Here is a 24,708-nt window from a genome sequence, read left to right on the forward strand (position 1 = left end):
CTTTGCGCTGGTGGGGAGATCATTTGCGTCATTGCCTTGCTCCAGCCGTGCCGGAAAAGCAGTCGGCTGCGGGCACCCGGTGAGGGCACCCGCAGCCGCCCCGGCCTTTTACAGGTACTGGCCGGTGTTCGCCACCGTGTCGATGGAGCGTCCGGTGTCCGCGCCCTGCTTTCCGGTGATGAGGGTACGGATGTAGACGATCCGTTCGCCCTTCTTTCCGGAGATCCGGGCCCAGTCGTCCGGGTTGGTGGTGTTGGGAAGGTCCTCGTTCTCCTTGAACTCGTCCACACACGCCTGGAGGAGGTGGGAGACGCGCAGGCCCTTCTGGTTGTGTTCCAGGAAGTCCTTGATCGCCATCTTCTTGGCGCGGCCGACGATGTTCTCGATCATGGCGCCGGAATTGAAGTCCTTGAAGTAGAGGACTTCCTTGTCGCCGTTGGCGTAGGTCACCTCGAGGAAGCGGTTCTCGTCCGATTCGGCGTACATCTGCTCCACGGCGGTCTGGATCATGCCGTGGACGGTGGCCGACTTGTCGCCTCCGTGCTCGCCGACGTCCTCGCCGTGCAGCGGAAGCCTCTCGGTGAGGTACTTCCCGAAGATGTCCTTGGCCGCTTCGGCGTCCGGACGTTCGATCTTGATCTTCACATCGAGGCGGCCGGGCCGCAGGATGGCGGGGTCGATCATGTCCTCGCGGTTGGAGGCACCGATGACCACCACGTTCTGCAGGCCTTCCACACCGTCGATCTCGGCGAGCAGCTGGGGGACGATGGTGTTCTCCACGTCCGAGCTGACACCGGAGCCACGGGTGCGGAAGAGGGACTCCATCTCGTCGAAGAAGACGATGACGGGGGTGCCCTCGCTGGCCTTCTCACGGGCGCGCTGGAAGACGAGGCGGATCTGCCGTTCGGTCTCGCCGACGTACTTGTTCAGCAGCTCGGGGCCCTTGATGTTGAGGAAGAAGCTCTTGCCCGCCGCCTGGCCGGTGACTTCGGCGACCTTCTTGGCCAGTGAGTTGGCCACGGCCTTGGCGATGAGCGTCTTTCCGCATCCGGGAGGCCCGTACAGCAGGACGCCCTTGGGCGGCCGCAGTTCGTGCTCCTTGAACAGGTCGGGATAGAGGTAAGGGAGCTCGACCGCGTCGCGGATGGCCTCGATCTGGCCGGCCAGACCGCCGATCTGCTCGTAGCCGATGTCGGGTACCTCTTCGAGGACGAGTTCCTCGACCTCGCTCTTGGGCACGACCTCGTAGACGTAGCCCGAGCGCGGTTCGAGCAGCAGGGCGTCGCCGGGACGGATGGTGACGTCCAGCAGCGGCTCGGCGAGCCGTACCACCCGTTCCTCGTCGGTGTGCCCGAGCACCAGGGCGCGCTCGCCGTCCTCGAGGACTTCCTTGAGGGTGACGATGTCCCCGACCCGCTCGAATTCCATGGCCTCGACCACGTTGAGCGCTTCGTTGAGCATCACTTCCTGGCCGCGGCGGAGCTCGTCGAGCTCCACGCTTGGGCTGACGTTCACGCGGAGCTTGCGGCCGCCGGTGAAGATGTCGGCCGTGCCGTCCTCGATCGCCTGCAGGAACACACCGAAGCCGGCCGGTGGCTGTGCGAGCCGGTCGACCTCCTCCTTGAGGGCCACGATCTGGTCGCGGGCCTCACGGAGCGTGTTGGCGAGTCGCTCGTTCTGTGCGGACACGCCTGCCAGGTTGGTCTGCAGTTCGACGATCCGCTCTTCGAGAATCCTCGTGTGTCGCGGAGAGTCGGCGAGCTTGCGTCGCAGGACGGCGATCTCCTGCTCAAGGTAGGCGATCTGCCCGGCCGGGTCGTCGGACCCTCGTCCCGGGCGGATGCCGCGGTTCATGTCGTCGTCGTGGGCTGCCACGGTCCTCACCTCCTCCAAGGGGAGCTGGACGCTTCCAGACCCTACCTGGGTGGGTGTCGATTGAAACCCCTAGATCACAAAGACTGTCGAGGTGTGTCCGATCTTCACCCTTGCGCTCTCCCTCACGCCAGGGGAATACCCACCGAACATGATTGGGAAGCCGCCGAAGGTAGGCTCACGGTGTTCAACACCCGTCAGAGCCTGCCGGATTCCCGCGGCCGGCTGCGCAGGAAACGGCAGGGGAGATGACCGTGGAGCAGGCCGCAGTCGACAGCGAGGCGCTGGAGGTCTGGATCGACCAGGATCTGTGTACCGGCGACGGTATCTGCGCCCAGTACGCTCCGGAAGTCTTCGAGCTGGACATCGACGGTCTGGCCTACGTGAAGGGCCCGGACGACGAGCTTTTGCAGGCCAGGGGGGCCACAACGCCCGTACCGCTGCCACTTCTCACGGATGTGGTGGACTCGGCGCGGGAGTGCCCGGGCGACTGCATCCATGTACGTCGAATTTCGGACAGCGTGGAGATCTACGGCCCTGACGCGGAGTGAGCACAGAGCCACTCCGCGTCACCCGCTGTCTCGTTTCTCACAGCGGGTTCGCCGTACCGACGCCTGCGCGCCGCCGGGCGCTCACACGGCGGTGAGCGCCGGAAGTGAGGTGCGCGACGTCACACGCTCCGTGCGCCGGAGGGCGTGGACCGGACGAACGCGCCGCCCTTCCACTGCCAATGGGCGGGGGTCTTCACGTCGGGGCAGCAACTCGGTACGTCGGGCGAGGAGTAGCCGAGGAGGGTCGCCGTGACCGCCGCGTCACGGACGGCGAAGTCGGTGACGGTCGATCGGTCCTTGGGGTCGACCAGGGTGGCGACCACCCGGGGTTCGGTGGCGCCCGCGGCCTGGGTGAGGACGTAGACGCCGTCGGGCGGGGTTCCCATGCTCGCGTCGCAGTGGGCCACCACGACGGTTTCGGGGCGGCCGTCGCCGTCGAGGTCGCCGGTGGCCTTCTTCACGACGACGAGCTTGACCGGGCCGCAGTCGAGCGGGATGTCGGCCTCGGCGGGGTCCGGGGCTGCCGCGGTGGCCTGTGCCGCCTTGGTCCCTCCCGGGGGCTGGGCCGCCGTCGCGGAGCCGGGGTGCAGCATGGATGACAGGGCGATCACGCCGGAGACGGCGGTGGCCGTGGCGACCCAGTGGATGGGCCGGGGGGTGGTGTGAGCGAGTTCCGGAACGGCGGGGTGCTGCACGCGAGAAGTTTCTCCTGTGAGAGCTGTGCCGGTGGGGGTGGACCGCATCGTGCCACACGTCACATCGAGGCGGAACGGCGGGGGCGGTACTTCTGGCGTCGCGTCAACTCCCGGTGTACTGCGGGGCCTCAACGGACGAGCGCCGTGGCCCGTTTCCGCGATGTGTGCGGGAACTGGGCCACGGCGCTCGTCCGTTGGTTGCTGCGGGAGTCCGGGTCAGTGACCGGCGCCTCCGTCGGCGTTGGGACCTGCGTAGTCCTCGCCGTAGGCGCCCTTGGCGGGCCGGCGGCGGCGCATGGGCGGCTCGACGCCGTCGGCGAGCCGGCGGGCGGTGAGGAGGAAGCCGGTGTGGCCGATCATCCGGTGGTCGGGGCGCACGGCCAGGCCTTCGATGTGCCAGTTGCGGATCATCGTCTCCCATGAGGTCGGCTCGTTGAAGCAGCCGATCTCGCGGATGGATTCGACGGTCCGGGCGAGCTGGGTGGTGGTGGCCACGTAGCAGCACAGGATGCCGCCGGGGACGAGCGCCTTGGAGACGGCTTCCAGGCACTCCCAGGGGGCGAGCATGTCGAGGATGACGCGGTCGACGTCGGTGTCGCTGAGGTTGTCCTGGAGGTCGCCGACGGTGAGCTGCCAGGCGGGGTGCGGGCCGCCGAAGTAGCGTTCCACGTTCTGCTGGGCGATCTCGGCGAAGTCCGCGCGGCGCTCGTAGCTGTGCAGCATGCCCTGGTCGCCGATGGCGCGCAGCAGGAAGCTGCTGAGGGAGCCGGAGCCGACGCCCGCCTCCACGACGCGTGCGCCGGGGAAGATGTCGGCGAAGGCGAGGATCTGCCCCGCGTCCTTGGGATAGACGACTGCCGCCCCGCGGGGCATGGACAGGACGTAGTCGGGGAGCAGGGGGCGCAGCGCGAGGTAGGCGACGTTCCCGGTGGTGCGGACAACGCTGCCCTCGGGAGCACCGATCAGCTCGTCGTGCGGGAAGGAACCCTTGTGGGTGTGGAAGTTCTTCCCCGCTTCGAGCGTGAACGTGTAGTGGCGGCCCTTGGGGTCGGTCAGCTGTACCTGGTCCCCGACCTTGAAGGGCCCGCGACGGCGGGCGGCACCGGTCGGTTCGGACATGTGACCAGCCTACCGGTCACCGGGGAGGCCGCCGACCACGCCGGGGTGGGCCCGGGGTCCGCAGGCGAGGGGCGTTGGACGGGGAAGCGTCAGTTGGGCCGGGCCATCGCCTTGACGAAGGCGCGCTCGACGTCGGCGGCGGACAGGACGCCGTAGATCGCGCCGGTCTCCTCGACGACCAGGTATTCGGTGGCGGGGGTGGCGCGCAGGACGTCCAGGAGGGCCTCGCCGGCGAGTTCTGCGGAGACGCGCATGCCGTCGTTCAGTTCCTGGGCGAGGCCGCTGACCGGGACCCAGGGGCGGCGGTGCTCGGGTACGCCGACAATGGCCGCCTCCCGTACGAGGGAGAGGGGACGGCCGTGGGCGTCGACGACGACCAGGGCGCGGGCGCCGACCTCGTTCGCACGGCGCAGGGCCTCGGACAGAGGGGTGTCGCCCTGGACGGGCACCGCGCGGCGGGTGAGTGAGCGTGCGCGCAGTTCGGGGAGGTGCTCACGCAGCCGCGCCATGCGCAGGCTGTTTCCGGCGCCGGTCCAGATGATCGCGGCGAGGATTGCGGCGAGCAGGGCGTCGGTGACGGTGTCCATGCCGACGTTGTCCTCCGCCCTCGAGCCGAGGGCGCCGGACTGGGTGAGCAGCGGCAGGCCGATGAGCACGGCGATGGCGAGGGCGCGGCCGACCCAGGCGGCAGCGACGGTGCCGCTCATGGGCCTGCCGGTGATTTTCCAGACGACGGCGCGCAGCATGCGGCCGCCGTCGAGGGGCAGACCGGGCAGCAGGTTGAAGACGGCCACGATGAGGTTGGAGATCATGAGGCCGGCCAGCAGGACGCCGGGGACGGTGCCGGGCCGGACGGGCAGCATGGCCAGGTAGAAGACGCCGGCCAGGACGAGGGAGAGCAGCGGCCCGACGAAGGCGAGGACGAACTCGCGGCCCGGGGTCTCGGCCTCCTTCTCGATCTCGGAGACACCTCCGAAGAACTGGAGCTGGATGCGCCGCACCGGCAGTTTGAAGCGCAGGGCCGCCACGGTGTGGGCCAGTTCGTGGATGAGGACGGAGGCGTAGAAGGCGACGGCGAAGAACAGCGAGACCAGGTAGCGGGCGGCGCCGAGTTGGGGCAGTACGCGGTCGAGCTGGCCGCCGAACACCCAGGTGATCAGGGCGGCGACGAGGAACCAGCTGGGGGCGACGTAGACGGGGACGCCGAAGGGCCGGCCCATGAGGATGCCGCCGCCCGGTTCCTTGGGCCGCTGCGGCGGCCTTCCCGGTCCGTCGGGTGCCGAGTGGGCGAGGCTGCGGCCCGGGCCGTGCGCCGTGGGGTGTCCGGTCGGCGGGGTGTCGGCGGGGTCGCGGGGCTGCGCAGGGCCTTCCGGCGGGGCCGTCGGGCCGCCCTCGGTGGGGTGTCCCTGGTCGGGGGTGTCCGGGGCCGGGTGGTCGCCGGCGGCCGGGGTGTCCCCCTGGTCGCCGTGCGGCCCGGGTGTTCCTGGACCGTCGGAGTGGTCCGGGGACCGGTGGAGCACCGCGGGCCCGTCCGGGTCCGGCCGGGTGTGGTGCTCGTTCTCCCCCTGGGGCGCGGACGGTTCCTGCGGCGGCCCGTGGGACGACGACGCCGCGGCGGTCTGCTCGCGCGGGTCCCCCGGGGCCGGGCGGTGGATGCCGTCCCGGTCGTGTTCGGGGCGTGCGGGGTCGGCGGTGCGCGCCGCGGGGGCCGCCTCGCGGTCGTTCGCCCCGTCGTTGCCGGGGCGCGGGTGTCCGCTCCCGCCGCTCTCGTCCACGATGTCCCCTCGATCGAAGCGTTTCCCGGCCCCGGTCGTGCCGGGTGGGAGGGCCTGTGGTCGATGGTATGCGGCTGTCGCTGTGTGTTCTGCCCCGGCACCCCCTCTGTTGCCCCCGTCGTCGCGTGGATACACCCCCGTCACAGGAAGGGGGTCGGCCGGTTTGCGAGGCGCCGGGCGGCCGGGGACGCCGGTACGGTGCGGGCCCTACCAGGCACGGCTGTGTCACTGTCGGTGGCGGGCCGTATGGTCTGTCGTCATGGAGACCAGCCCCGACGGCACCGCCGAGCCGTCCGCCGAGGCCGCAGTGCCCCCGGGGTCGCTGTCGCCCTCGCGTGCCAGTGATTTCATGCAGTGCCCGCTGCTCTACCGGTTCCGGGTGATCGACAGGCTGCCCGAGAAGCCGAGCGAGGCGGCGACCCGGGGCACGCTGGTGCATGCGGTGCTGGAGAGGCTCTTCGACGTACCGGCCGGAGAGCGGACACCTCCTCGCGCCAAGTCGCTGGTGCCTGGCCAGTGGGACCGGCTGCGGGAGAGCCGGCCGGAGGTGCTGGAGCTGTTCGCCGACGACCCGGACGGGGAGCGGCTGGCACGCTGGCTCGGTGAGGCGGAGCAGCTCGTCGAGCGCTGGTTCGCGCTGGAGGACCCGACCCGGCTGGAGCCCGCCGAGCGGGAGCTGTTCGTCGAGGCGGAGCTCGATTCCGGGCTCAAGCTCCGGGGGATCATCGACCGTGTGGACGTGGCGCCCACCGGCGAGGTGCGGATCGTCGACTACAAGACGGGCAAGGCACCCCGGCCCGAGTACGCCGAGGGCGCGCTGTTCCAGATGAAGTTCTACGCCCTGGTGGTGTGGCGGCTGAAGGGGCTCGTCCCGCGTCGGCTGCAGCTCGTATATCTGGGCAGCGGCGATGTGATGACGTACGACCCCGTGCTCGCGGATCTGGAGCGTGTCGAGCGGAAGCTGCTGGCGCTGTGGGAGGCGATCCGCCGGGCCACGGAGTCGGGTGACTGGCGGCCGAGGCCCACCAAGTTGTGCGGCTGGTGCGACCACCAGGCCCTGTGCCCTGAGTTCGGTGGCACTCCCCCGCCCTATCCGCTGCCGGTGCGGGCAGCCGGCGGACGCCTGCCGGAGGCTGAGCGGGGCGACTCCCGGCAGACGCCCGCTGCACCGGTCGGGGTGCCCGAATCGGGCGACGCCGAGCAGGGCAGAATGGGCCCGGACTAGCGAAGGAGACTCACGTGGCCATCCGCGTCCTACTGGTCGACGACCAGCCGCTGCTGCGCACGGGCTTCCGGATGATTCTGGAGGCCGAGCAGGACGTCGCGGTCGTCGGCGAGGCCGGAGACGGCCTCCAGGCGCTCGACCAGGTGCGTGCCCTGCAGCCCGATGTGGTGCTGATGGACATCCGCATGCCGCGGATGGACGGGGTGGAGGCGACCCGGCAGATCACCGGGCCCGGGCGGGACGGCCCGGCGAAGGTGCTGGTACTGACCACCTTCGACCTCGACGAGTACGTGGTGGAGGCGCTGCGCGCCGGTGCCAGCGGTTTCCTCCTCAAGGACGCTCCCGCCCATGAGCTGGTGCAGGCGATCCGGGTGGTCGCGGCGGGCGAGGCGATGCTCGCTCCGAGCATCACACGCCGGCTGCTGGACAAGTACGCCGGTCATCTGCCGTCCGGGGACGAGCCCGTCCCCGACACACTGCACACCCTCACCGAGCGCGAGGTGGAGGTGCTGAAGCTGGTGGCGCGCGGGTTGTCCAACGCCGAGATCGCCGCCGACCTGTTCGTCAGCGAGACGACGGTCAAGACCCACGTCGGCCATGTGCTCACCAAGCTGGGGCTGCGGGACCGGGTGCAGGCCGCGGTGTACGCGTACGAGAGCGGGCTGGTGCGCCCGGGCGCTCAGTAGGGCGACGGCCCACGGGTTTCCCGGCGGCGCGGAGGGCGCCCCCTTCCTTGTGGTGGGGGGCGCCCTCCCGTGCTCGGTACCGCCGGCTCGGCCCCTGCGGGTCAGCCGGAACCGAACACCGTCGGGGCTCGGTCCACGGGCCGGCCCGAGTTCCGGAGTTCCGAAATCGTGTGGACGCAACTGAAGGCCCCCCGGGGGTGATCCCCGGGGGGCCTTCCAGGCATGAGGTCAGCCGCTCACGCCGCGACCGAGCTCCCACAGCTGCAACGTGGAGGAGGAGTTCATCGCGTACTCGCTGCCCGTGATGTCGTCACGGGTGGCCACGTACTGCTTGCCCTGCCACAGCGGGAGGATCGGTACCTCGTCGGCGACGATGTCCTGGATGTCGGTGAGGCTCTTCGACGCGGTGAGGCGGTCGGCCTCGCGCCGGGACGCGGGGATCAGGCTGTTGCGGATCTCGCTGTTGTTGTACGGCGAGCCGAGGGTGTTGTCCTTGTCGAGGAACGGCGCGAGGTAGTTGTCCGCGTCCGGGAAGTCGGGGAACCAGCCCATGCCGTAGACGTCGTACTGGCCCTTGATCTCGGCCGGGCGGAACTTGTCCCAGGTGGTGCCCTCGACGCTGATGTCGAACAGACCGCTCGCGTTGAGCTGCTGCTTGAGGACGTCGAACTCCTTGGCGGTGGCCGGACCGTAGTGGTCGGTCGTGTAGTGCAGCGTCAGCTTCACCGGGGTGCTGATGTTCGCCTTGTCCAGCGTCGCGCGGGCCTTGGCCACGCTCGGGTCGCCGTACTTGTTGAGGAAGGAGTTGGAGTGGCCGGTGATGGTGGCCGGGACGAGCGAGTACAGGGGCTGCGCCTCGGTGCCGTACACCTTGGACACCAGCGCGCCGCGGTCGATGATCTCGGCCATGGCCTGGCGGACGGCCACGCTCTTCACCGAGTCGGCACCGGTGTTGAAGCCCAGGTAGCGGATCTCCAGACCCGGCATCTCGACCAGGTTGACGTTGCCGTCCGTGTCGTTCTGCAGCTTGCGGATCTGGTCCGGCGCCATGGTGCGGGTCATGACGTCGATGTCGCCCTTGTCCAGGGCGGTACCCATGCCGTCGGCGTCCTTGAAGGACTCCAGCACGACCTTGTCGTTCTTCGGGGTGAGCAGACCCTGGTAGTTCGGGTTCTTGGTGAAGGTGGCCTTCACCATCTCGTTGTTCTTGATCTCGGCCTGCAGTGTGTACGGCCCGGAACCGTCGACCGAGAAGCCGTCGCGCAGCTTGCCCTTGTCGTAGTCCTTGGGGTTCACGATGCCCGCGACCGGCGTCGACAGCTTGAACGGGAAGGTGGCGTCCGCGGTCTTCAGGTGGAAGATGACCTCGTCCTTGCCCTGCGTCTCGACGGTGTCCACGGTGGACAGCAGGGCGAACACGCCGCTGTCGGCCTTGATGGCAAGGGCACGGTCGATGGAGAACTTCACGTCGGCAGCGGTCACCGGATCGCCGTTGGCGAACTTCAGGTCCTTGCGCAGCTTGCACGCGTAGCGCTCGTTGCCGCTGTCGGTGAAACCGCAGCTCTCGGCGGCCTCGGGCTCGGGGTCGCCGTCACCGCGGGGCTGGACCATCAGCGTCTGCACGGTCTGCCGGAGGACGTTCCAGGTGCCCACGTCGTACGCGTACGCCGGGTCGAGGGGCGCGGGTGCGTCGCTGGAGGCGGTGAACCGGTCGGTGGTACCGACGACGATGGCGTCACCGCTGCTGCCCCCGCTGTCGGACCCGCCGCAGGCGGCGAGAACGGGGGTGAGCAGCCCAACGACGGCCGGCAGCACCAAAGTCTTACGGTTCATGCTCGAGTTTCTCCAGAGCTGTCAAGTCCGTGTACCCGGCAAGCAAGGGTGGTGCGGCGGATCACGGGGAGTTGTGGCGATGTTCTCGCGATGAGATTAGTGCGCACCCGCACGAAGGCTGACAGCTACCGGAGTTGAGCGCTCATCACGCTGCGGAACCGATCGGGGACGCATCGGAAAACCGGACGGGGAAGGATTCGTGCAGCGTTTCATCAATCAGGACACAAAGGTACGCCCCGGCCGCCCGAAAGGGGCGGAACAGCACACCCCGGGCCCACTGTCGACCCCCTGGAACGTGGTAAACGTCACACCATCAACTGGGCGGACCGGCACCGGAATTCGGCCGCGTCTCGCCGAATTAATTCATGCGGCTGGACACCCGGAGGTAATCCGTCCATTCGGGAGCACGCTGGGTGAACGCTCAGCGCATTTCCGTCATCAAACCGCGGAGGAATGCCAGGTCGACCTCTTCGAGCGAGGTCACGACGGTGCGGCCTGCGGCGGGGGCGATGGGGGCCACCGACGGGACGGCCACCACGCGGCAGCCGGCGGCCTCCGCGGCGGCGACCCCGGTCGCCGTGTCCTCGATCACCGCGCACCGGGCCGGGTCCGCGTCGAGCCCCTTCGCCGCCATCAGATACGGGTCGGGGAACGGCTTGGTGCGCTCGACCTCGTCGCCCGCGACGGTCAGTGCGAAGTACTGCGGGCCGACGGAGGCCAGGATGCGGTCGATGATGCGCCGGTGGGACGCGGAGACCAGCGCGGTCGGGATCTCGTGCGCCGCCAGTTCGGCCAGCAGTCGGGCGGCACCCGGCATCAGGGGCAGTCTGCGGTCGATACGCGTCTCGAACCCGTCGTTGAGCAGCACGGAGAGCTCGTCGAGGGTGATGTCGGCACCTGTGGCCTCGATCAGGAAGCCCGCGCTGCGTGTCATGGGGCCGCCGACGACGACATGGCGCCATGAATCGTCGAGCGTGTGTCCGAGGGCGGCGAAGACCTCGACCTCGACGTCCCACCAGAATCCCTCGGTGTCCACCAGGGTGCCGTCCATGTCGAGGAGTACGGCCTGCAGCGCTGAGTCTTCGCCCGTACGGGTGCCGAGGGCAGGAACCGTGGTGGTCATCCGGCGTACCTCCTTGAAGGGACGACCAGGCCGGTTCCCACGGAGGGAACCGGCCTGCGGTGGACCGACCAGTGTACGTCGCCCGTGAGCGAAGCGCCTTTTCGGCACGGCAGCACCACGCCTCGCAATCGCACGTATGGGCGAACGGCGGGTGCACGCATGCGTGTGCAGGCGGGCCGGGACGGGGCGGGGACGCACAGGCCATGCTTCGCCCGGCCGGACGGGGCGTGGCCCGTCCACGGCGGGCGGGGCGCTCCTCGGACGGACGGCGTGCGGCCCTCCCCGGCCCCGGTCGCACTGCACGGCCCGCACCGGCGCAACCGCTGCCCGGCGACGTCCGCCGTGCGGGCGCACACCGGACCCCGGCCTCGGCGGCCGGGGGCCCGCACGGTTGCCGTGCCGGGGTTCACCGGTACACCGCGGGCGCCGTGCGGGCGTGGACGCCCTACCGTGCGTTGAAGTACTTCGCCTCGGGGTGGTGGATCACGATGGCGTCCGTGGACTGCTCCGGGTGAAGCTGGAACTCCTCGGACAGATGGACGCCGATCCGCTCGGGCTCGAGCAGCTGGGCGATCTTGGCACGGTCCTCGAGGTCGGGGCAGGCGCCGTAGCCCAGCGAGAAGCGGGCGCCCCGGTACTTGAGGGCGAACATGTCCTCCATGTCGTCCGGGTCCTCGCCCGCGAAACCGAGCTCCGAGCGCACCCGCGCATGCCAGTACTCGGCCAGCGCCTCCGCCAACTGCACGGACAGGCCGTGCAGTTCGAGGTAGTCGCGGTAGGAGTTCGACTCGAAGAGCCGCGCGGTCTCCTCGCCGATCCGGGAGCCGACGGTGACGACCTGGAAACCGACGACATCCCTCTCACCGGACTCCTCGGGCCGGAAGAAGTCGGACAGACAGAGCCGCCGGCCGCGCCGCTGGCGCGGAAAGGTGAACCGGGTGCGCTCGTTGCCCTGTTCGTCGAGGATGATCAGGTCGTCGTCCTTGGACACACAGGGGAAGTAGCCGTGGACGACGGCCGCTTCGAGGAGGTTGTCCGTCTGGAGCCGGTCGAGCAGCCCGCGCAGCCGTGGCCTGCCCTCGGTCTCGACGAGCTCCTCGTAGGTCGGCCCGTCTCCCGTACGCGTCTGCTTCAGACCCCACTGGCCCTTGAACAGCGCACCCTCGTCCAGCCAGGCCGCGTACTCCTTGAGTGCGATGCCCTTCACGACGCGGGTGCCCCAGAAGGGCGGTGTGGGCACGGGGTTGTCCGTGGCGACGTCGGAGCGGACGTGGCCCTCCTCGGGCCGCTCCTCGATCTCGACGGTCGCGGCTCGTACCCGGCGCTGCCGCAGTTCGGGCAGCTTCGCACCGGGCACCCCGCGCTTGACCCCGATCAGCGCGTCCATCAGACGCAGGCCCTCGAACGCGTCGCGGGCGTAGCGCACCTCGCCCTCGTACAGCTCGTGCAGGTCCTGTTCGACATACGCCCGGGTCAGCGCCGCGCCGCCGAGGATGACGGGGTAGTCGGTGGCGAGCCCGCGCTGGTTGAGCTCCTCCAGGTTCTCCTTCATGATCACCGTGGATTTGACCAGGAGCCCCGACATGCCGATGACATCGGCCCTGTGCTCCTCGGCGGCCTCCAGGATCGCGGAGACCGGCTGCTTGATACCGAGGTTGACCACGTTGTAGCCGTTGTTGGACAGGATGATGTCGACGAGGTTCTTGCCGATGTCGTGGACGTCGCCACGCACGGTCGCCAGGACGATGGTGCCCTTGCCGGCCTCGTCGGTCTTCTCCATGTGGGGTTCGAGGTAGGCGACCGCGGTCTTCATCACCTCGGCGGACTGGAGCACGAACGGCAGCTGCATCTGGCCGGAGCCGAACAGCTCGCCGACGACCTTCATGCCGTCCAGCAGCGTGTCGTTGACGATGTCGAGGGCGGACCGGGAGCTCAGGGCGGCGTCGAGGTCGGCCTCCATGCCGTTCTTCTCGCCGTCGATGATCCGCCGCTTGAGTCGCTCCTCCAGCGGCAGTGCGGCCAGCTCCTCGGCCTTGCCGGCCTTCAGCGACTTGGCGGTGGCGCCCTCGAACAGCGCCATGAGCTTCTGCAGCGGGTCGTAGCCTTCGGCGCGCCGGTCGTAAATCAGGTCGAGGGCGGTGGTCACCTGCTCCTCGTCGAAGCGCGCGATGGGCAGGATCTTCGAGGCGTGCACGATGGCCGAGTCGAGCCCCGCCTTGACGCATTCGTCGAGGAAGACGGAGTTGAGCAGGATGCGCGCGGCCGGGTTGAGGCCGAAGGAGATGTTCGACAGACCGAGGGTGGTCTGCACGTCCGGGTGGCGCCTCTTCAGCTCGCGGATGGCCTCGATGGTCGCGATGCCGTCCTTGCGGGACTCCTCCTGGCCGGTGCAGATGGTGAAGGTCAGGGTGTCAACGAGGATGTCCTCCTCACGGATGCCCCAGTTCCCGGTCAGGTCGGCGATCAGCCGCTCCGCGATCTCGACCTTCTTCTCGGGGGTACGGGCCTGGCCCTCCTCGTCGATGGTCAGCGCGATGAGCGCCGCGCCGTGCTCCCCCGCGAGCCGGGTGACCTTCGCGAAGCGCGACTCCGGGCCGTCGCCGTCCTCGTAGTTGACCGAGTTGATCACGGCGCGGCCGCCGAGCTTCTCCAGTCCGGCCTCGATGACGTCCACTTCGGTGGAGTCGAGGACGATCGGCAGGGTGGAGGCGGTGGCGAAGCGGCCCGCCAGCTCCTCCATGTCGGCGACGCCGTCGCGGCCCACGTAGTCGACGCAGAGGTCGAGCATGTGGGCGCCCTCGCGGATCTGCTCCCGGGCCATCTCCACGCAGTCGTCCCAGCGGCCGTCCAGCATGGCCTCGCGGAACTTCCTGGAGCCGTTGGCGTTGGTGCGCTCACCGATGGCCAGGTACGAGGTGTCCTGACGGAACGGCACGGTCTGGTAGAGGGAGGCGGCACCCGGTTCGGGGCGGGGGTGGCGCTCGGCGGGGGCGAGGCCCCGGACGCGCTCCACCACCTGGCGCAGGTGCTCGGGGGTGGTGCCGCAGCAGCCGCCGACCAGCGACAGGCCGTACTCGCGGACGAAGGTCTCCTGGGCGTCGGCCAGTTCGGGGGCGGTGAGCGGGTACTGGGCGCCGTCCTTGCCGAGCACGGGCAGACCGGCGTTGGGCATGCAGGACAGTGGGATGCGGGAGTGCCGGGCGAGGTAGCGCAGGTGCTCGCTCATCTCGGCAGGCCCCGTGGCGCAGTTCAGGCCGATCATGTCGATGCCGAGCGGCTCCAGCGCGGTGAGGGCGGCGCCGATCTCCGAGCCGAGCAGCATGGTGCCGGTGGTCTCGACGGTCACGGACACGATCAGCGGCAGGTCGAGGCCGAGGGCGTCCAGTGCCCGGCGGGAGCCGAGGACGGCGGCCTTGGTCTGGAGCAGGTCCTGGGTGGTCTCGACGAGCAGAGCGTCGGCGCCGCCGGTGACCAGTCCCTCGGCGTTGCGCTGGTAGGCGTCGCGCAGGGTGGTGTACGGGGCGTGGCCCAGGGTGGGCAGCTTGGTGCCGGGGCCCATGGAGCCGAGGACCCAGCGCTGCCGGCCGTCGCGGCCGGTGAACTCGTCGGCGACCTCGCGGGCGACCCGGGCGCCGGCCTCGGACAGCTCGTACACGCGCTCGGCGATGTCGTACTCGGCCATGGCCGCGTGGTTGGCCCCGAAGGTGTTGGTCTCGACGCAGTCGACGCCCACCGCGAAGTACGCCTCATGGACGGAGCGGACGATGTCGGGGCGGGTGACGTTCAGGATCTCGTTGCAGCCCTCGAGGTCCTGGAAGTCCTCGAGCGTGGGGTCCTGGGCCTGGAGCATCGTGCCCATCGCTCCGTCGGCCACCACGACACGGGTGGCGAGGGCTTCCCGGAGCGCTGCGGATCGGGATCGGCTGTCGGTGGAGACGGACGTGGGGGACGGGTTCGGCGACGAGGCCATGGAAGATGCTCCCTGGAGTGCGACGGCTGTCGGCTTTGCGCTTCCCGTGGAAGGCGCACGCGGCCAGGGTAGCCCGCGGCAGGCCGTACGGTCAGAGGCGTCCAGGGGGCGGACGGGCGTGGCTCGCCATGATCACTGCGGAGATTCCGCCCGAACGGATGGCGTCCTGCCATTAGCGGGAGGTCGGCATCGACCGGTAGTGTTCGGCATTGCCGAACGGCAGCACACGAATGACGCCGGCGGTTGATCGGACGGAGGGCAGGACGGCGATGGCACGGAACATCCAGTCGCTCGAACGGGCGGCCGCGATGCTGCGGCTCCTCGCGGGCGGCGAGCGACGGCTCGGCCTGTCGGACATCGCCTCGTCGCTGGGCCTGGCCAAGGGCACGGCCCACGGCATACTCCGCACGCTCCAGCAGGAGGGGTTCGTCGAGCAGGACACGGCCTCGGGCCGCTACCAGCTGGGCGCCGAGCTGCTGCGCCTCGGCACGACCTACCTGGACGTCCACGAGCTGCGGGCGCGCGCCCTGGTGTGGACGGACGACCTGGCCCGCTCGAGCGGGGAGAGCGTCTATCTGGGCGTGCTGCACCAGCAGGGCGTGCTGATCGTGCACCACGTGTTCCGGCCCGACGACAGCCGGCAGGTGCTGGAGATCGGGGCGATGCAGCCGCTGCACTCCACCGCCCTCGGCAAGGTCCTCTCGGCGTACGACCCGGTGGCCCACAGCGAGGTGCTGGAGGCGGACCGCAAGCCCTTCACCGACCGCACCGTCTGCGAACCGGAGGACTTCGAGCACCTGCTCGACCTGACGCGGGCGCGCGGATACGCGGCCGACGTCGAGGAGACGTGGACCGGGGTCGCCTCGGTCGCCGCGCCCATCCACGACCGGCGGCGGATGCCGGTGGGCGCGGTGGGCATCACGGGCGCGGTGGAGCGTGTGTGCCGGGACGGGGAACTGCGTCCCGAGCTGGTCGCGGCGGTCCGGGACTGCGCCCGCGCGGTCTCCCGGGACCTGGGCGCCGGAAGGTTCTGACCCGCGCGCACGCCCGGCCGGCACGGCGACGCCGTGCCGGCCACTCGGCATGTCCGGACACCCCCGCGGCACCCCCCGGCGCCGGCATCACCGACGGACCTCACGCCGGCGCTCGTACGGCCACGGATGGTGCACGCCCGTACGCGGTTCACGCCCGCACAAGATCGATAACCCCAGGCGATCAATAACGATCCTGCTTTCGATTACCGAACTCTTGACGCGTCGCCGAACCTGAAGCGAGACTCCCGTCCAACGGTCGGCATTGTCGAACACCTACCGGCAATAAGCGCTAGAGTGTGACAACGCCAAGGGCCGGCATCGCTCTCACCCCCGAGGGCGCGGACCACCGGAGGGACCCGGGGTTCGCCTTCCCCTGGACGAAGGACAAAGGAGTCGCGGGTGTCCAGCTCCGACATCTTCATCGGCGAGACCATCGGTACCGCCATACTCATCCTGCTCGGCGGCGGCGTCTGCGCCGCAGTGACGCTGAAGGCCTCCAAGGCCCGTAACGCCGGCTGGCTCGCCATCGCTTTCGGGTGGGGCTTCGCCGTTCTGACGGCGGTCTACACCTCGGCACCTCTCTCCGGTGCCCACCTCAACCCGGCGGTGACACTCGCTCTCGCCATCAAGGACGGCGACTGGAGCAACGTCCCGGTCTACTGGGCCGGACAGCTGCTCGGCGCGATGATCGGTGCGGCCCTGGTCTGGGTCGTCTACTACGGCCAGTTCCAGGCCCACCTCACCGACAGAGAGGTCGTCGGGGGCCCGGGCGCTCAGGACACCAAGGCCGTCGAGGCCCAGGAGGCCCAGGCGGGTCCGGTGCTCGGCATCTTCTCCACCGGTCCCGAGATCCGCAACGCGGTGATGAACCTCGCCACGGAGGTCATCGGCACCATCGTGCTGGTCCTCGCCGTGCTCACGCAGGGCCTCAACGACAAGGGCAACGGTCTCGGCAACCTGGGTGCCTTGATCACCGCGCTGGTGGTCGTCTCCATCGGCCTCTCGCTCGGCGGCCCGACCGGCTACGCGATCAACCCGGCCCGCGACCTGGGTCCGCGCATCGTCCACGCTCTCCTTCCCCTGCCCAACAAGGGCGGCTCCGACTGGGGCTACGCCTGGATCCCGGTCGTCGGCCCGCTGGTCGGCGGCGCGATCGCCGCAGGCATATACAACGTCGCCTTCGCCTGAGAGAACTGATCTTCTCCGGACATCGCCTCTCAGCACCGCGCGCCGTAAAGACAGCCCCTCTTATCCACGGACATCCCAGGAGCACACCGTGACCGACGCACACACCGCCGGCCCCTTCATCGCCGCCATCGACCAGGGCACCACGTCCTCGCGCTGCATCGTCTTCGACCGGGACGGCCGCATCGTCTCCGTCGACCAGAAGGAGCACGAGCAGATCTTCCCCAAGCCGGGCTGGGTCGAGCACAACGCCACCGAGATCTGGACCAACGTCCAGGAGGTCGTCGCCGGAGCCATCGAGAAGGCCGGCATCACCCGGGACGACATCAAGGCCATCGGCATCACCAACCAGCGCGAGACCACCGTGCTGTGGGACAAGAACACCGGTGAGCCCGTCCACAACGCCATCGTCTGGCAGGACACCCGCACGGACGCGCTCTGCAAGGAGCTCGGCCGCAACGTCGGCCAGGACCGCTTCCGCCGCGAGACCGGTCTGCCGCTGGCCTCCTACTTCGCCGGTCCCAAGGCCCGCTGGCTGCTCGACAACGTCGAGGGTCTGCGCGAGCGCGCCGCGGCGGGCGACATCCTCTTCGGCACGATGGACACCTGGGTCATCTGGAACCTGACGGGCGGTGTCGACGGCGGCCGCCACGTCACCGACGTGACCAACGCCTCCCGCACGCTGCTGATGAACCTGCACACCATGCAGTGGGACGAGAAGATCGCCGAGTCCATCGGCGTGCCGCTGACGATGCTGCCCGAGATCCGCTCGTCCGCCGAGGTGTACGGCGAAATCACCGGCGGACGCCTCGGCGAGCTGCTCGGCGGCATCCCGGTCGCCTCCGCGCTGGGCGACCAGCAGGCCGCCCTGTTCGGCCAGACCTGCTTCTCCGAGGGCGAGACCAAGTCCACCTACGGCACCGGCACCTTCATGGTGATGAACACCGGTGACAAGCTCATCAACTCCTACTCGGGCCTGCTGACCACGGTCGGCTACCAGATCGGCGACCAGAAGCCGGTCTACGCCCTGGAGGGTTCGATCGCGGTCACCGGCTCCCTCGTGCAGTGGATGCGCGACCAGATGGGCCTGGTCAAGACCGCCGCCGAGATCGAGACCCTCGCGCTCTCGGTCGAGGACAACGGCGGCGCGTACTTCGTGCCGGCCTTCTCCGGCCTGTTCGCCCCGTACTGGCGCTCCGACGCCCGCGGTGTGATCGCCGGCCTGACCCGTTACGTCACCAAGGCACACCTCGCGCGTGCCGTCCTGGAGGCGACCGCCTGGCAGACCCGCGAGATCGCGGACGCCATGACCAAGGACTCGGGCGTGGAGCTGTCGACCCTGAAGGTCGACGGCGGCATGACGTCCAACAACCTGCTGATGCAGACACTCGCGGACGTCCTGGACGCGCCGGTGGTACGCCCGATGGTCGCCGAGACCACCTGCCTCGGCGCCGCCTACGCCGCCGGTCTCGCCGTCGGCTTCTGGAACAGCACCGACGACCTGCGCGCCAACTGGCGCCGCGCCGCCGAGTGGACGCCCCACATGGACGCGGAGACCCGCGACCGTGAGTACAAGAACTGGCTCAAGGCCGTCGAGCGGACCATGGGCTGGATCGAACACGAGGAGTAGACAGCGATGACCACCCTGCAGAGTGTCCCGGCTCTGGGGACGCACCCGGCCTTCGGCTCCAACCCGAGCCGCGCCGAGACCAGGGAACAATTGTCCAGGGCGACATTCGACCTCCTGGTGATCGGCGGCGGAATCCTGGGCATCTCCACTGCCTGGCATGCTGCGCAGTCGGGCCTGCGGGTGGCGCTGGTGGACGCCGGCGACTTCGCCGGCGCCACCTCGTCCGCCTCCTCCAAGCTTCTCCACGGCGGACTGCGCTATCTGCAGACCGGCGCGGTGAAGCTCGTGGCGGAGAACCACTTCGAGCGCCGTGCGGTCTCCCGTCAGGTGGCCCCCCATCTGGCGAATCCGCTCACGTTCTACCTCCCCGTGTACAAGGGCGGGCCGCACGGCGCGGCGAAGCTCGGGGCGGGCGTCTTCGCCTACTCCGCGCTGTCGGCGTTCGGTGACGGCGTCGGCCACCTGCTGTCGCCGGCCAGGGCGCAGCAGGACGTGCCGGAGCTCCGCACCGAGAACCTCAAGGCCGTCGCCGTCTACGGCGACGACCAGATGAACGACGCGCGCATGGCGCTGATGACGGTCCGCGCGGCCGTCGAGGCGGGTGCCGTCGTCCTCAACCACGCCGTCGTCACCGGACTGCGCTTCACCAAGGGACGGGTGACCGGCGCCGATCTGAGGGACGGCCAGTCCGGCGACGAGTTCGGGGTCGACGCGCGACTGGTGCTCAACGCGACCGGCCCCTGGGTCGACCACCTGCGCAGAATGGAGGACCCGAAGGCGGCGCCCTCCATACGCCTGTCCAAGGGGGTGCACCTGGTGCTCAAGCGCACCTCGCCCTGGAAGGCGGCACTGGCCACGCCGATCGACAAGTACCGCATCACCTTCGCCCTCCCCTGGGAGGACATGCTGCTGCTCGGCACCACCGACGAGCAGTACGAGGGCGATCCGGCCGAGGTCTCCGTGGGCGAGAAGGACATCGCGCAGATCCTCGACGAGGCGGCCTTCTCGGTCCGCGACCAGCAGCTCCAGCGCGATCTGATCACCTACTCCTTCGCCGGTCTTCGGGTGCTTCCCGGCGGCCCCGGCGACACCGCCAAGGCCAAGCGCGAGACCGTCGTCACCGAGGGCAGGGGCGGCATGCTGTCCGTCGCGGGCGGCAAGTGGACCACGTTCCGGCACATCGGCCGCACGGTCATGAAGAAGCTGGAGGCGCTGCCGGGCCGCCCGCTCGGCGACGACTTCGAGCCGATCTCCACGCTGCCGAAGCGGCTGCCGCTGCCCGGCATCGCCAACCCGCGCGCGGTCGCCCACCGGCTGGTCGTCGACGGTCCGGCGCCCGGTCCGCGCATGGCGCCCGACACCGCCAAGCACCTGGCGACCCACTACGGTTCGCTGGCCTTCGACATCGCCCGGCTGGCCAACGAGAACCCGGAGCTGGGCGAGCGCGTGCACCCGGACGCCCCCGAGATCTGGGCGCAGGTCGTCTACGCCCGCGATCACGAGTGGGCCGAGACGGTGGACGATGTGCTGCGCCGGCGCACCACTCTGACGATCCGCGGCCTGGCCACGGACGAGGTGCGCGGGCAGGTCCAGAACCTGCTCGACAAGCGGTAGGCGACCCGAGCCGAGGGGCGGCCCCCAGGGGGCCGCCCCTCGCTCATGTCCCGGCGTCCCGCTTGCGTACGGTGTCCGAGTGCGCGGTGCGCGCCCGCCGTGCACCGCTCCCCCCGCACTCGCCGATCCGCTGGAGTCGCCTCATGACGCAGACCCTGTCGCCCGTCACCCGCATCCCCAACACCGGGCTGCCGCCGTACGCCGTTCTCGTGGGCGACCCGGCGCGTGCGGCGACGGTCGCCGCGCTGCTCGAGGACGCCGCCGAGGTCTCCTACCACCGTGAGTACCGGGTGTTCACGGGGAGCTGGAAGGGACTGCCGGTGACGGTGGCCTCGCACGGTGTGGGCGCGCCGGGCGCGATCCTGCTCTTCCAGGAACTGACGGACGCCGGGATTCACACCCTCGTCCGTCTCGGCACGGCGGGCGCGATGAAGGCGGGGATCGCCGACGGGGATCTGGTGATCGCGGAGGCGGCCGTGCGCGACGACGGTGTGACCGGCCAGCTGCTGCCCCCCGAGTACCCGGCGGTCGCGGCGCCCGAGGCGGTCCTCGCCCTGCAGCGCGCAGCCCGTGAGGCGGGTGCGCCGCACCACCGCGGGATCGTGTGGACCCGGGCGGCCTTCCAGCCGGGGCTGATCCCCCTGGACGCGTACGAACGGGCCGGTCTCGCGGCGATCGAGATGGAGCTGTCCGCGCTGCTGGTCACCGCATCCCTGCGCGGGCGGGTCGCGGGCGGCGTGCTGGTCGTGGACGGCGTCAACGCCGATGAACTGACCGACGAGAAGGCGGCTTTCTCCACGGGCGGCTACGACCCGCACCGGGATGTGGTCGCGCGGGGTGTGGAACGCGGGGCGGTAGTGGCACTGGAGGCGCTGCGGCTGCTCGAGGAGGGGAACGCGCGATGAGCGAGCGCATCGATCTGCTGGTGCACGGCGGCGACGTCCTGACCGTCGACGCCACCGGAACCGTCGTACCTCAGGGCGCCGTCGCCGTGCGTGAAGGCGCGATCGTCGAGGTCGGCCCGGCCGAACGGCTGCGGGAGCGCTACAGCGCGGACGAGGACGTCGACTCCGCGGGCTGCCTGGTCCTGCCGGGCCTGGTCAACGCGCACACCCATCTGGCGATGACGCTGCTGCGGGGCCGCGCCGACGACGTCACCCTCCAGGGCTTCCTGGAGCGTGTGCTGCGCTGGGAGGCGGAGCTGCTGTCGCCGGGGAACATCGCGGTGGCGGTGCGCGCGGCGATCGCCGAGAGCGTGCGCGCCGGGGTGACCTCGGCCCTCGACATGTACTGGTTCCACGAGGCGGCGGAGCGGGTGGCGCGGGAGGCGGGCTGGCGGCTGCTGACCGGGCCGACCTTCATGGACGTCCCCGGCTCCCCCGACGGCCGGCCGTACGGGGAGCGCCTGGAGTGGGCGCGCCGTGACCTGGCCGCGCGGACAGCGGACCGGCCGGGGACGCGGCCCGTGCTCTTCGCCCACTCGGCGTACACCCTCGGGCCCGAGCAGCTCGTCGAGATCGCCGCGCTTGCGCGTGAGTTCGGGGCGCTGCTGCACATCCACGCCGCGGAGAACGCGGCCGAGGTCGAAACCGTCGAGCAGCGCTACGGCAAGCGCCCGGTGGAACTGCTCGACTCGCTCGGTCTGCTCGGCCCCGATCTGCTGCTGGCCCACGCCGTCGACCTGACCGGTCCGGAGATCACGGCGCTGGGCCGCACGGGTACCTCGGTGGCGCACTGCCCGGTGTCCAACCTCAAGCTGGGCTGCGGGATCGCGCCTGTGCCGCGGCTGCTGGACGCGGGGGTGACCGTGGGTCTCGGCACGGACGGAGCGGTGAGCTCGAACACGCTGGACGTGCTCGGCGCGGTACGGCAGGCGGCCCTGGTGCACAAGGCGGCCGGGGACCCGACCGCGGTCGGGGCCGAGCAGGCGGTGCGGATGGCGACCGCCGACGGCGCCCGTGCGCTGGGTCTCGGCGACCTGCTGGGGTCGCTGGAGACGGGCAAACGGGCCGATCTGATCGTCCTCGATCTCGGCGGACCGCATCTGCGGCCACGGCACGACCCGTGGTCGGCGCTCGCTTACGCGGCGCAGTCCGCCGACGTACGGGACACGGTCGTCGACGGCCGGATCCTCATGCGGAACCGAGTGCTGACGACGCTCGACGAGAAGGCGGCGCTGGCGGAGTTCGAGGCGCTGGACTGAGCCGGGCCCGACGTACCGGCACAGGGTCTCCCGCGGTGCCGGGGCCCCTTCGACGACATCGGGATTCCTTGCCCCGTTCAGCCTACTGAACCCCCATAATGACCGAGACATCGGATGTCTGAGCGTACAGGGAGGGCCGCCATGGCAGTCACCGATGAGGCGATCGAAAAGATCAAGGGGATGATCGTCTCCGGCGCCCTGCGGCCGGGCGACCGTCTGCCGAAGGAGAGCGAGCTCGCCGCCGAGCTCGGTCTCTCCCGCAACTCCCTGCGCGAGGCCGTACGCGCCCTGTCGCTGATCCGGATCCTGGACGTGCGGCAGGGCGACGGCACCTATGTGACGAGCCTCGACCCCCAGCTCCTGCTGGAGGCCCTGAGCTTCGTCGTGGACTTCCACCGCGACGACACCGTGCTGGAGTTCCTCGCGGTGCGCCGCATCCTGGAGCCGGCCGCGACCGCCATGGCGGCGGCCCGTATCAGCCAGCAGCAACTGGACGCGTTGACGGCGCAGTTGGACAAGCTGGGCCCCGAACCGTCGGTGGAGGAACTGGTCGCCTGCGACCTGGAGTTCCACCGGGGCATCGTGCAGACCTCCGGCAACTCGGTGCTGTGCTCCCTGCTGGACGGGCTCTCCGGACCCACCACCAGGGCCCGGATCTGGCGCGGTCTGACGCAGGAGGACGCGGTCAGCCGCACTCTGCACGAGCACCGGGCGATCCTCGGTGCCCTGCGTGACCGCGACGCGGAGGCGGCCCGCTCATGGGCGACCGTGCACATCGCGTCCGTCGAACAGTGGCTGCGCTCGACGCTGTGACCGTCCGCGGCCCGGACCGGGGACGGGCCGGTCGGAGGGGCATCCGCCGACGATCATGGGTGTTCGACGACGCCGTAGTGGGCAGTGATCCGTTCACTCCCCCGTGCAAGGGGGCTGCGGGCGTCCCCGCCGCACGCCGTAAGGTTGGGACGTACGCGAGGGCACGTTGGAAGGAGGCACTGGGTGATCGAGCTCGAGGGGGTTCCCGAGCTGATCGACCCGGTCATGGTGGCCGCGTTCGAGGGCTGGAACGATGCCGGCGACGCCGCCTCCACCGCGGTCGCGCATCTGGACAGGGAGTGGAAGGGCGATGTGTTCGCGGCGCTGGACGCCGAGGACTACTACGACTTCCAGGTGAACCGCCCCACTGTGTTCATGGAGGCCGGGGTCCGCAAGATCACCTGGCCCACGACCCGGCTCTCCGTCGTCCGTGTGGGCGGCGAGAAGCCCCGCGACCTGGTACTGGTCCGCGGTATAGAACCGTCGATGCGCTGGCGCTCGTTCTGCAACGAGCTGCTGGGCTTCGCCCACGAACTGGGCGTGGAGCTGGTGGTGATCCTGGGCGCCCTGCTCGGGGACACCCCGCACACGCGTCCGGTCCCGATCAGCGGAACCACGTCCGACGCGGACCTGGCCCGCCGGATGGACCTGGAGGAGACCAAGTACGAGGGTCCCACCGGCATCGTCGGCGTGCTGCAGGAGGCCTGTGCGCACGCGGGGGTCCCGGCCGTGTCCCTGTGGGCGGCGGTGCCGCACTACGTGTCGCAGCCGCCGAACCCGAAGGCCACGCTGGCCCTGCTCAACCGCCTGGAGGACCTGCTGGACCTGCGCATCCCGCTCGGTGAACTGCCGGAGGACGCGCGCGCCTGGCAACTGGGCGTGGATCAGCTCGCCGCCGAGGACAGCGAAGTCGCCGAGTACGTGCAGACGCTGGAGGAGGCCCGGGACACCGCCGAGCTGCCGGAGGCGTCGGGCGAGGCCATCGCCCGCGAGTTCGAGCGGTATCTGCGCCGACGGGACGTGAGCCCGCCCGGCGGGCACGCCACGGCGGAGGGCGACACCGGTCCGTTCCGCCTCGACAACCCCGGCGGGCGCCAGCGTCCGCCGAAGCCACCGCGGTCCGGCGGCGAGGACGAGGACTCCTCGGAGGACTAGGAGGACTAGAAGGGGGGCGGTGCGCATCGGCGCACCGCCCCCCTCTCGTCGGTCGTCGCAGGTGCCGGATTTCCCAGGCTGCCCCGGTCGATGCGGCACAGGAGAAGGCCGATCGCGGTCCACACGGTCGGTCCGTCTCCGACGCCGAGCCATGAGGGCGTGTGCGCCGGCCGTCGTGTTGCTGCGCCGGCCTCCCCGACTTCCGTCGCGGCTGCGGCCGTTGGA

Annotated in this window: 18 protein-coding genes; 11 read left to right on the forward strand and 7 right to left on the reverse strand. The window is 70.2% G+C overall.

The genetic code is table 11. From position 1 onward, the window contains the following. Nucleotides 1-108 precede the first annotated feature (108 nt). The gene (gene arc / locus ADL25_RS01360) at nt 109-1,875 is read right to left on the reverse strand and encodes a proteasome ATPase (protein WP_059125690.1); all 1,767 of its coding nucleotides are present in this window, start codon (nt 1,873-1,875) and stop codon (nt 109-111) included. 245 nt (nt 1,876-2,120) lie between these two features. Between arc and ADL25_RS01365 the strand changes: the two genes are divergently transcribed. Next, the gene (locus ADL25_RS01365) at nt 2,121-2,423 is read left to right on the forward strand and encodes a ferredoxin (RefSeq protein WP_059125691.1); all 303 of its coding nucleotides are present in this window, start codon (nt 2,121-2,123) and stop codon (nt 2,421-2,423) included. Nucleotides 2,424-2,542: 119 nt separating this feature from the next. Here the strand turns inward: ADL25_RS01365 and ADL25_RS01370 are convergent, their stop codons facing one another. From ADL25_RS01370 to ADL25_RS01380, 3 genes are all read right to left on the reverse strand, one after another. After that, nucleotides 2,543-3,118: a hypothetical protein gene (locus tag ADL25_RS01370; protein WP_059125692.1), complete on the reverse strand. Its 576-nt coding sequence runs from the start codon at nt 3,116-3,118 to the stop codon at nt 2,543-2,545. Between the two features lie 216 nt (nt 3,119-3,334). Further along, nucleotides 3,335-4,237 carry a tRNA (adenine-N1)-methyltransferase gene (locus ADL25_RS01375; protein ID WP_059125693.1) on the reverse strand — a complete coding sequence of 301 codons (903 nt, stop codon included), beginning with the start codon at nt 4,235-4,237 and terminating at the stop codon, nt 3,335-3,337. A gap of 89 nt (nt 4,238-4,326) precedes the next feature. Next, nucleotides 4,327-6,012, reverse strand: coding sequence for a site-2 protease family protein (locus ADL25_RS01380; RefSeq protein ID WP_059125694.1), 1,686 nt, complete (start codon nt 6,010-6,012; stop codon nt 4,327-4,329). A gap of 259 nt (nt 6,013-6,271) precedes the next feature. On the opposite strand from ADL25_RS01380, the gene ADL25_RS01385 reads away from it, so the two are divergent. Together ADL25_RS01385 and ADL25_RS01390 are read left to right on the forward strand one after the other, a co-directional pair. Then, the gene (locus tag ADL25_RS01385; protein WP_079050108.1) at nt 6,272-7,237 is read left to right on the forward strand and encodes a RecB family exonuclease; all 966 of its coding nucleotides are present in this window, start codon (nt 6,272-6,274) and stop codon (nt 7,235-7,237) included. Nucleotides 7,238-7,251: 14 nt separating this feature from the next. Then, nucleotides 7,252-7,923 (forward strand): response regulator, encoded by a 672-nt coding sequence (locus tag ADL25_RS01390; RefSeq protein WP_059125695.1) that lies wholly within the window; start codon nt 7,252-7,254, stop codon nt 7,921-7,923. Between the two features lie 228 nt (nt 7,924-8,151). Here ADL25_RS01390 and ADL25_RS01395 read toward each other — a convergent pair whose 3' ends face one another. The 3 genes from ADL25_RS01395 to metH form a co-directional block, all read right to left on the reverse strand. Then, nucleotides 8,152-9,756 carry an ABC transporter substrate-binding protein gene (locus ADL25_RS01395; protein WP_059125696.1) on the reverse strand — a complete coding sequence of 535 codons (1,605 nt, stop codon included), beginning with the start codon at nt 9,754-9,756 and terminating at the stop codon, nt 8,152-8,154. A gap of 421 nt (nt 9,757-10,177) precedes the next feature. Next, nucleotides 10,178-10,879 (reverse strand): HAD family hydrolase, encoded by a 702-nt coding sequence (locus ADL25_RS01400; RefSeq protein ID WP_059125697.1) that lies wholly within the window; start codon nt 10,877-10,879, stop codon nt 10,178-10,180. A 445-nt stretch (nt 10,880-11,324) separates the two neighbouring features. Then, nucleotides 11,325-14,849, reverse strand: coding sequence for a methionine synthase (metH, locus tag ADL25_RS01405; protein WP_059125698.1), 3,525 nt, complete (start codon nt 14,847-14,849; stop codon nt 11,325-11,327). A 269-nt stretch (nt 14,850-15,118) separates the two neighbouring features. Here metH and ADL25_RS01410 point away from each other — a divergent pair, with 269 nt between their 5' ends. The 8 genes from ADL25_RS01410 to ADL25_RS01445 all read left to right on the forward strand — a co-directional run bounded on the left by ADL25_RS01410 (nt 15,119) and on the right by ADL25_RS01445 (nt 24,483). Next, nucleotides 15,119-15,883 carry an IclR family transcriptional regulator gene (locus tag ADL25_RS01410; protein WP_059125699.1) on the forward strand — a complete coding sequence of 255 codons (765 nt, stop codon included), beginning with the start codon at nt 15,119-15,121 and terminating at the stop codon, nt 15,881-15,883. Nucleotides 15,884-16,282: 399 nt separating this feature from the next. After that, nucleotides 16,283-17,071 carry an MIP/aquaporin family protein gene (locus ADL25_RS01415; protein WP_059125700.1) on the forward strand — a complete coding sequence of 263 codons (789 nt, stop codon included), beginning with the start codon at nt 16,283-16,285 and terminating at the stop codon, nt 17,069-17,071. An 88-nt stretch (nt 17,072-17,159) separates the two neighbouring features. Further along, a complete protein-coding gene (gene glpK / locus ADL25_RS01420; RefSeq protein ID WP_059125701.1) occupies nt 17,160-18,698 on the forward strand; it encodes a glycerol kinase GlpK in 1,539 nt (512 codons plus the stop codon). Nucleotides 18,699-18,704: 6 nt separating this feature from the next. Beyond that, a complete protein-coding gene (locus tag ADL25_RS01425; protein WP_059125702.1) occupies nt 18,705-20,312 on the forward strand; it encodes a glycerol-3-phosphate dehydrogenase/oxidase in 1,608 nt (535 codons plus the stop codon). A gap of 143 nt (nt 20,313-20,455) precedes the next feature. Beyond that, a complete protein-coding gene (locus tag ADL25_RS01430; protein WP_059125703.1) occupies nt 20,456-21,217 on the forward strand; it encodes a nucleoside phosphorylase in 762 nt (253 codons plus the stop codon). Beyond that, nucleotides 21,214-22,515, forward strand: a complete 1,302-nt coding sequence (locus ADL25_RS01435; protein WP_059125704.1) for an amidohydrolase — start codon at nt 21,214-21,216, stop codon at nt 22,513-22,515. The genes ADL25_RS01430 and ADL25_RS01435 overlap by 4 nt, the downstream gene beginning before the upstream one ends. 141 nt (nt 22,516-22,656) lie before the next feature. Continuing rightward, entirely contained in the window at nt 22,657-23,328 is a 672-nt protein-coding gene (locus tag ADL25_RS01440) for a FadR/GntR family transcriptional regulator (protein ID WP_059125705.1), read from the forward strand. Nucleotides 23,329-23,511: 183 nt separating this feature from the next. Then, nucleotides 23,512-24,483, forward strand: coding sequence for a PAC2 family protein (locus ADL25_RS01445; RefSeq protein WP_059125706.1), 972 nt, complete (start codon nt 23,512-23,514; stop codon nt 24,481-24,483). Nucleotides 24,484-24,708 lie beyond the last annotated feature (225 nt).

This window comes from Streptomyces sp. NRRL F-5122, from assembly GCF_001507435.1.
Classification (GTDB): Bacteria; Actinomycetota; Actinomycetes; order Streptomycetales; family Streptomycetaceae; genus Streptomyces; species Streptomyces lannensis.

Excerpts from the sequence above, each read along its gene's own strand:
- ADL25_RS01365 (WP_059125691.1), top strand. The coding sequence starts at position 2,121 with ATGACCGTGGAGCAGGCCGCAGTCGACAGCGAGGCGCTGGAGGTCTGG.
- ADL25_RS01375 (WP_059125693.1), bottom strand. The coding sequence starts at position 4,237 with ATGTCCGAACCGACCGGTGCCGCCCGCCGTCGCGGGCCCTTCAAGGTC.
- ADL25_RS01385 (WP_079050108.1), top strand. The coding sequence starts at position 6,272 with ATGGAGACCAGCCCCGACGGCACCGCCGAGCCGTCCGCCGAGGCCGCA.
- ADL25_RS01395 (WP_059125696.1), bottom strand. The coding sequence starts at position 9,756 with ATGAACCGTAAGACTTTGGTGCTGCCGGCCGTCGTTGGGCTGCTCACC.
- ADL25_RS01400 (WP_059125697.1), bottom strand. The coding sequence starts at position 10,879 with ATGACCACCACGGTTCCTGCCCTCGGCACCCGTACGGGCGAAGACTCA.
- metH (WP_059125698.1), bottom strand. The coding sequence starts at position 14,849 with ATGGCCTCGTCGCCGAACCCGTCCCCCACGTCCGTCTCCACCGACAGC.
- ADL25_RS01410 (WP_059125699.1), top strand. The coding sequence starts at position 15,119 with ATGGCACGGAACATCCAGTCGCTCGAACGGGCGGCCGCGATGCTGCGG.
- ADL25_RS01425 (WP_059125702.1), top strand. The coding sequence starts at position 18,705 with ATGACCACCCTGCAGAGTGTCCCGGCTCTGGGGACGCACCCGGCCTTC.
- ADL25_RS01430 (WP_059125703.1), top strand. The coding sequence starts at position 20,456 with ATGACGCAGACCCTGTCGCCCGTCACCCGCATCCCCAACACCGGGCTG.
- ADL25_RS01435 (WP_059125704.1), top strand. The coding sequence starts at position 21,214 with ATGAGCGAGCGCATCGATCTGCTGGTGCACGGCGGCGACGTCCTGACC.
- ADL25_RS01440 (WP_059125705.1), top strand. The coding sequence starts at position 22,657 with ATGGCAGTCACCGATGAGGCGATCGAAAAGATCAAGGGGATGATCGTC.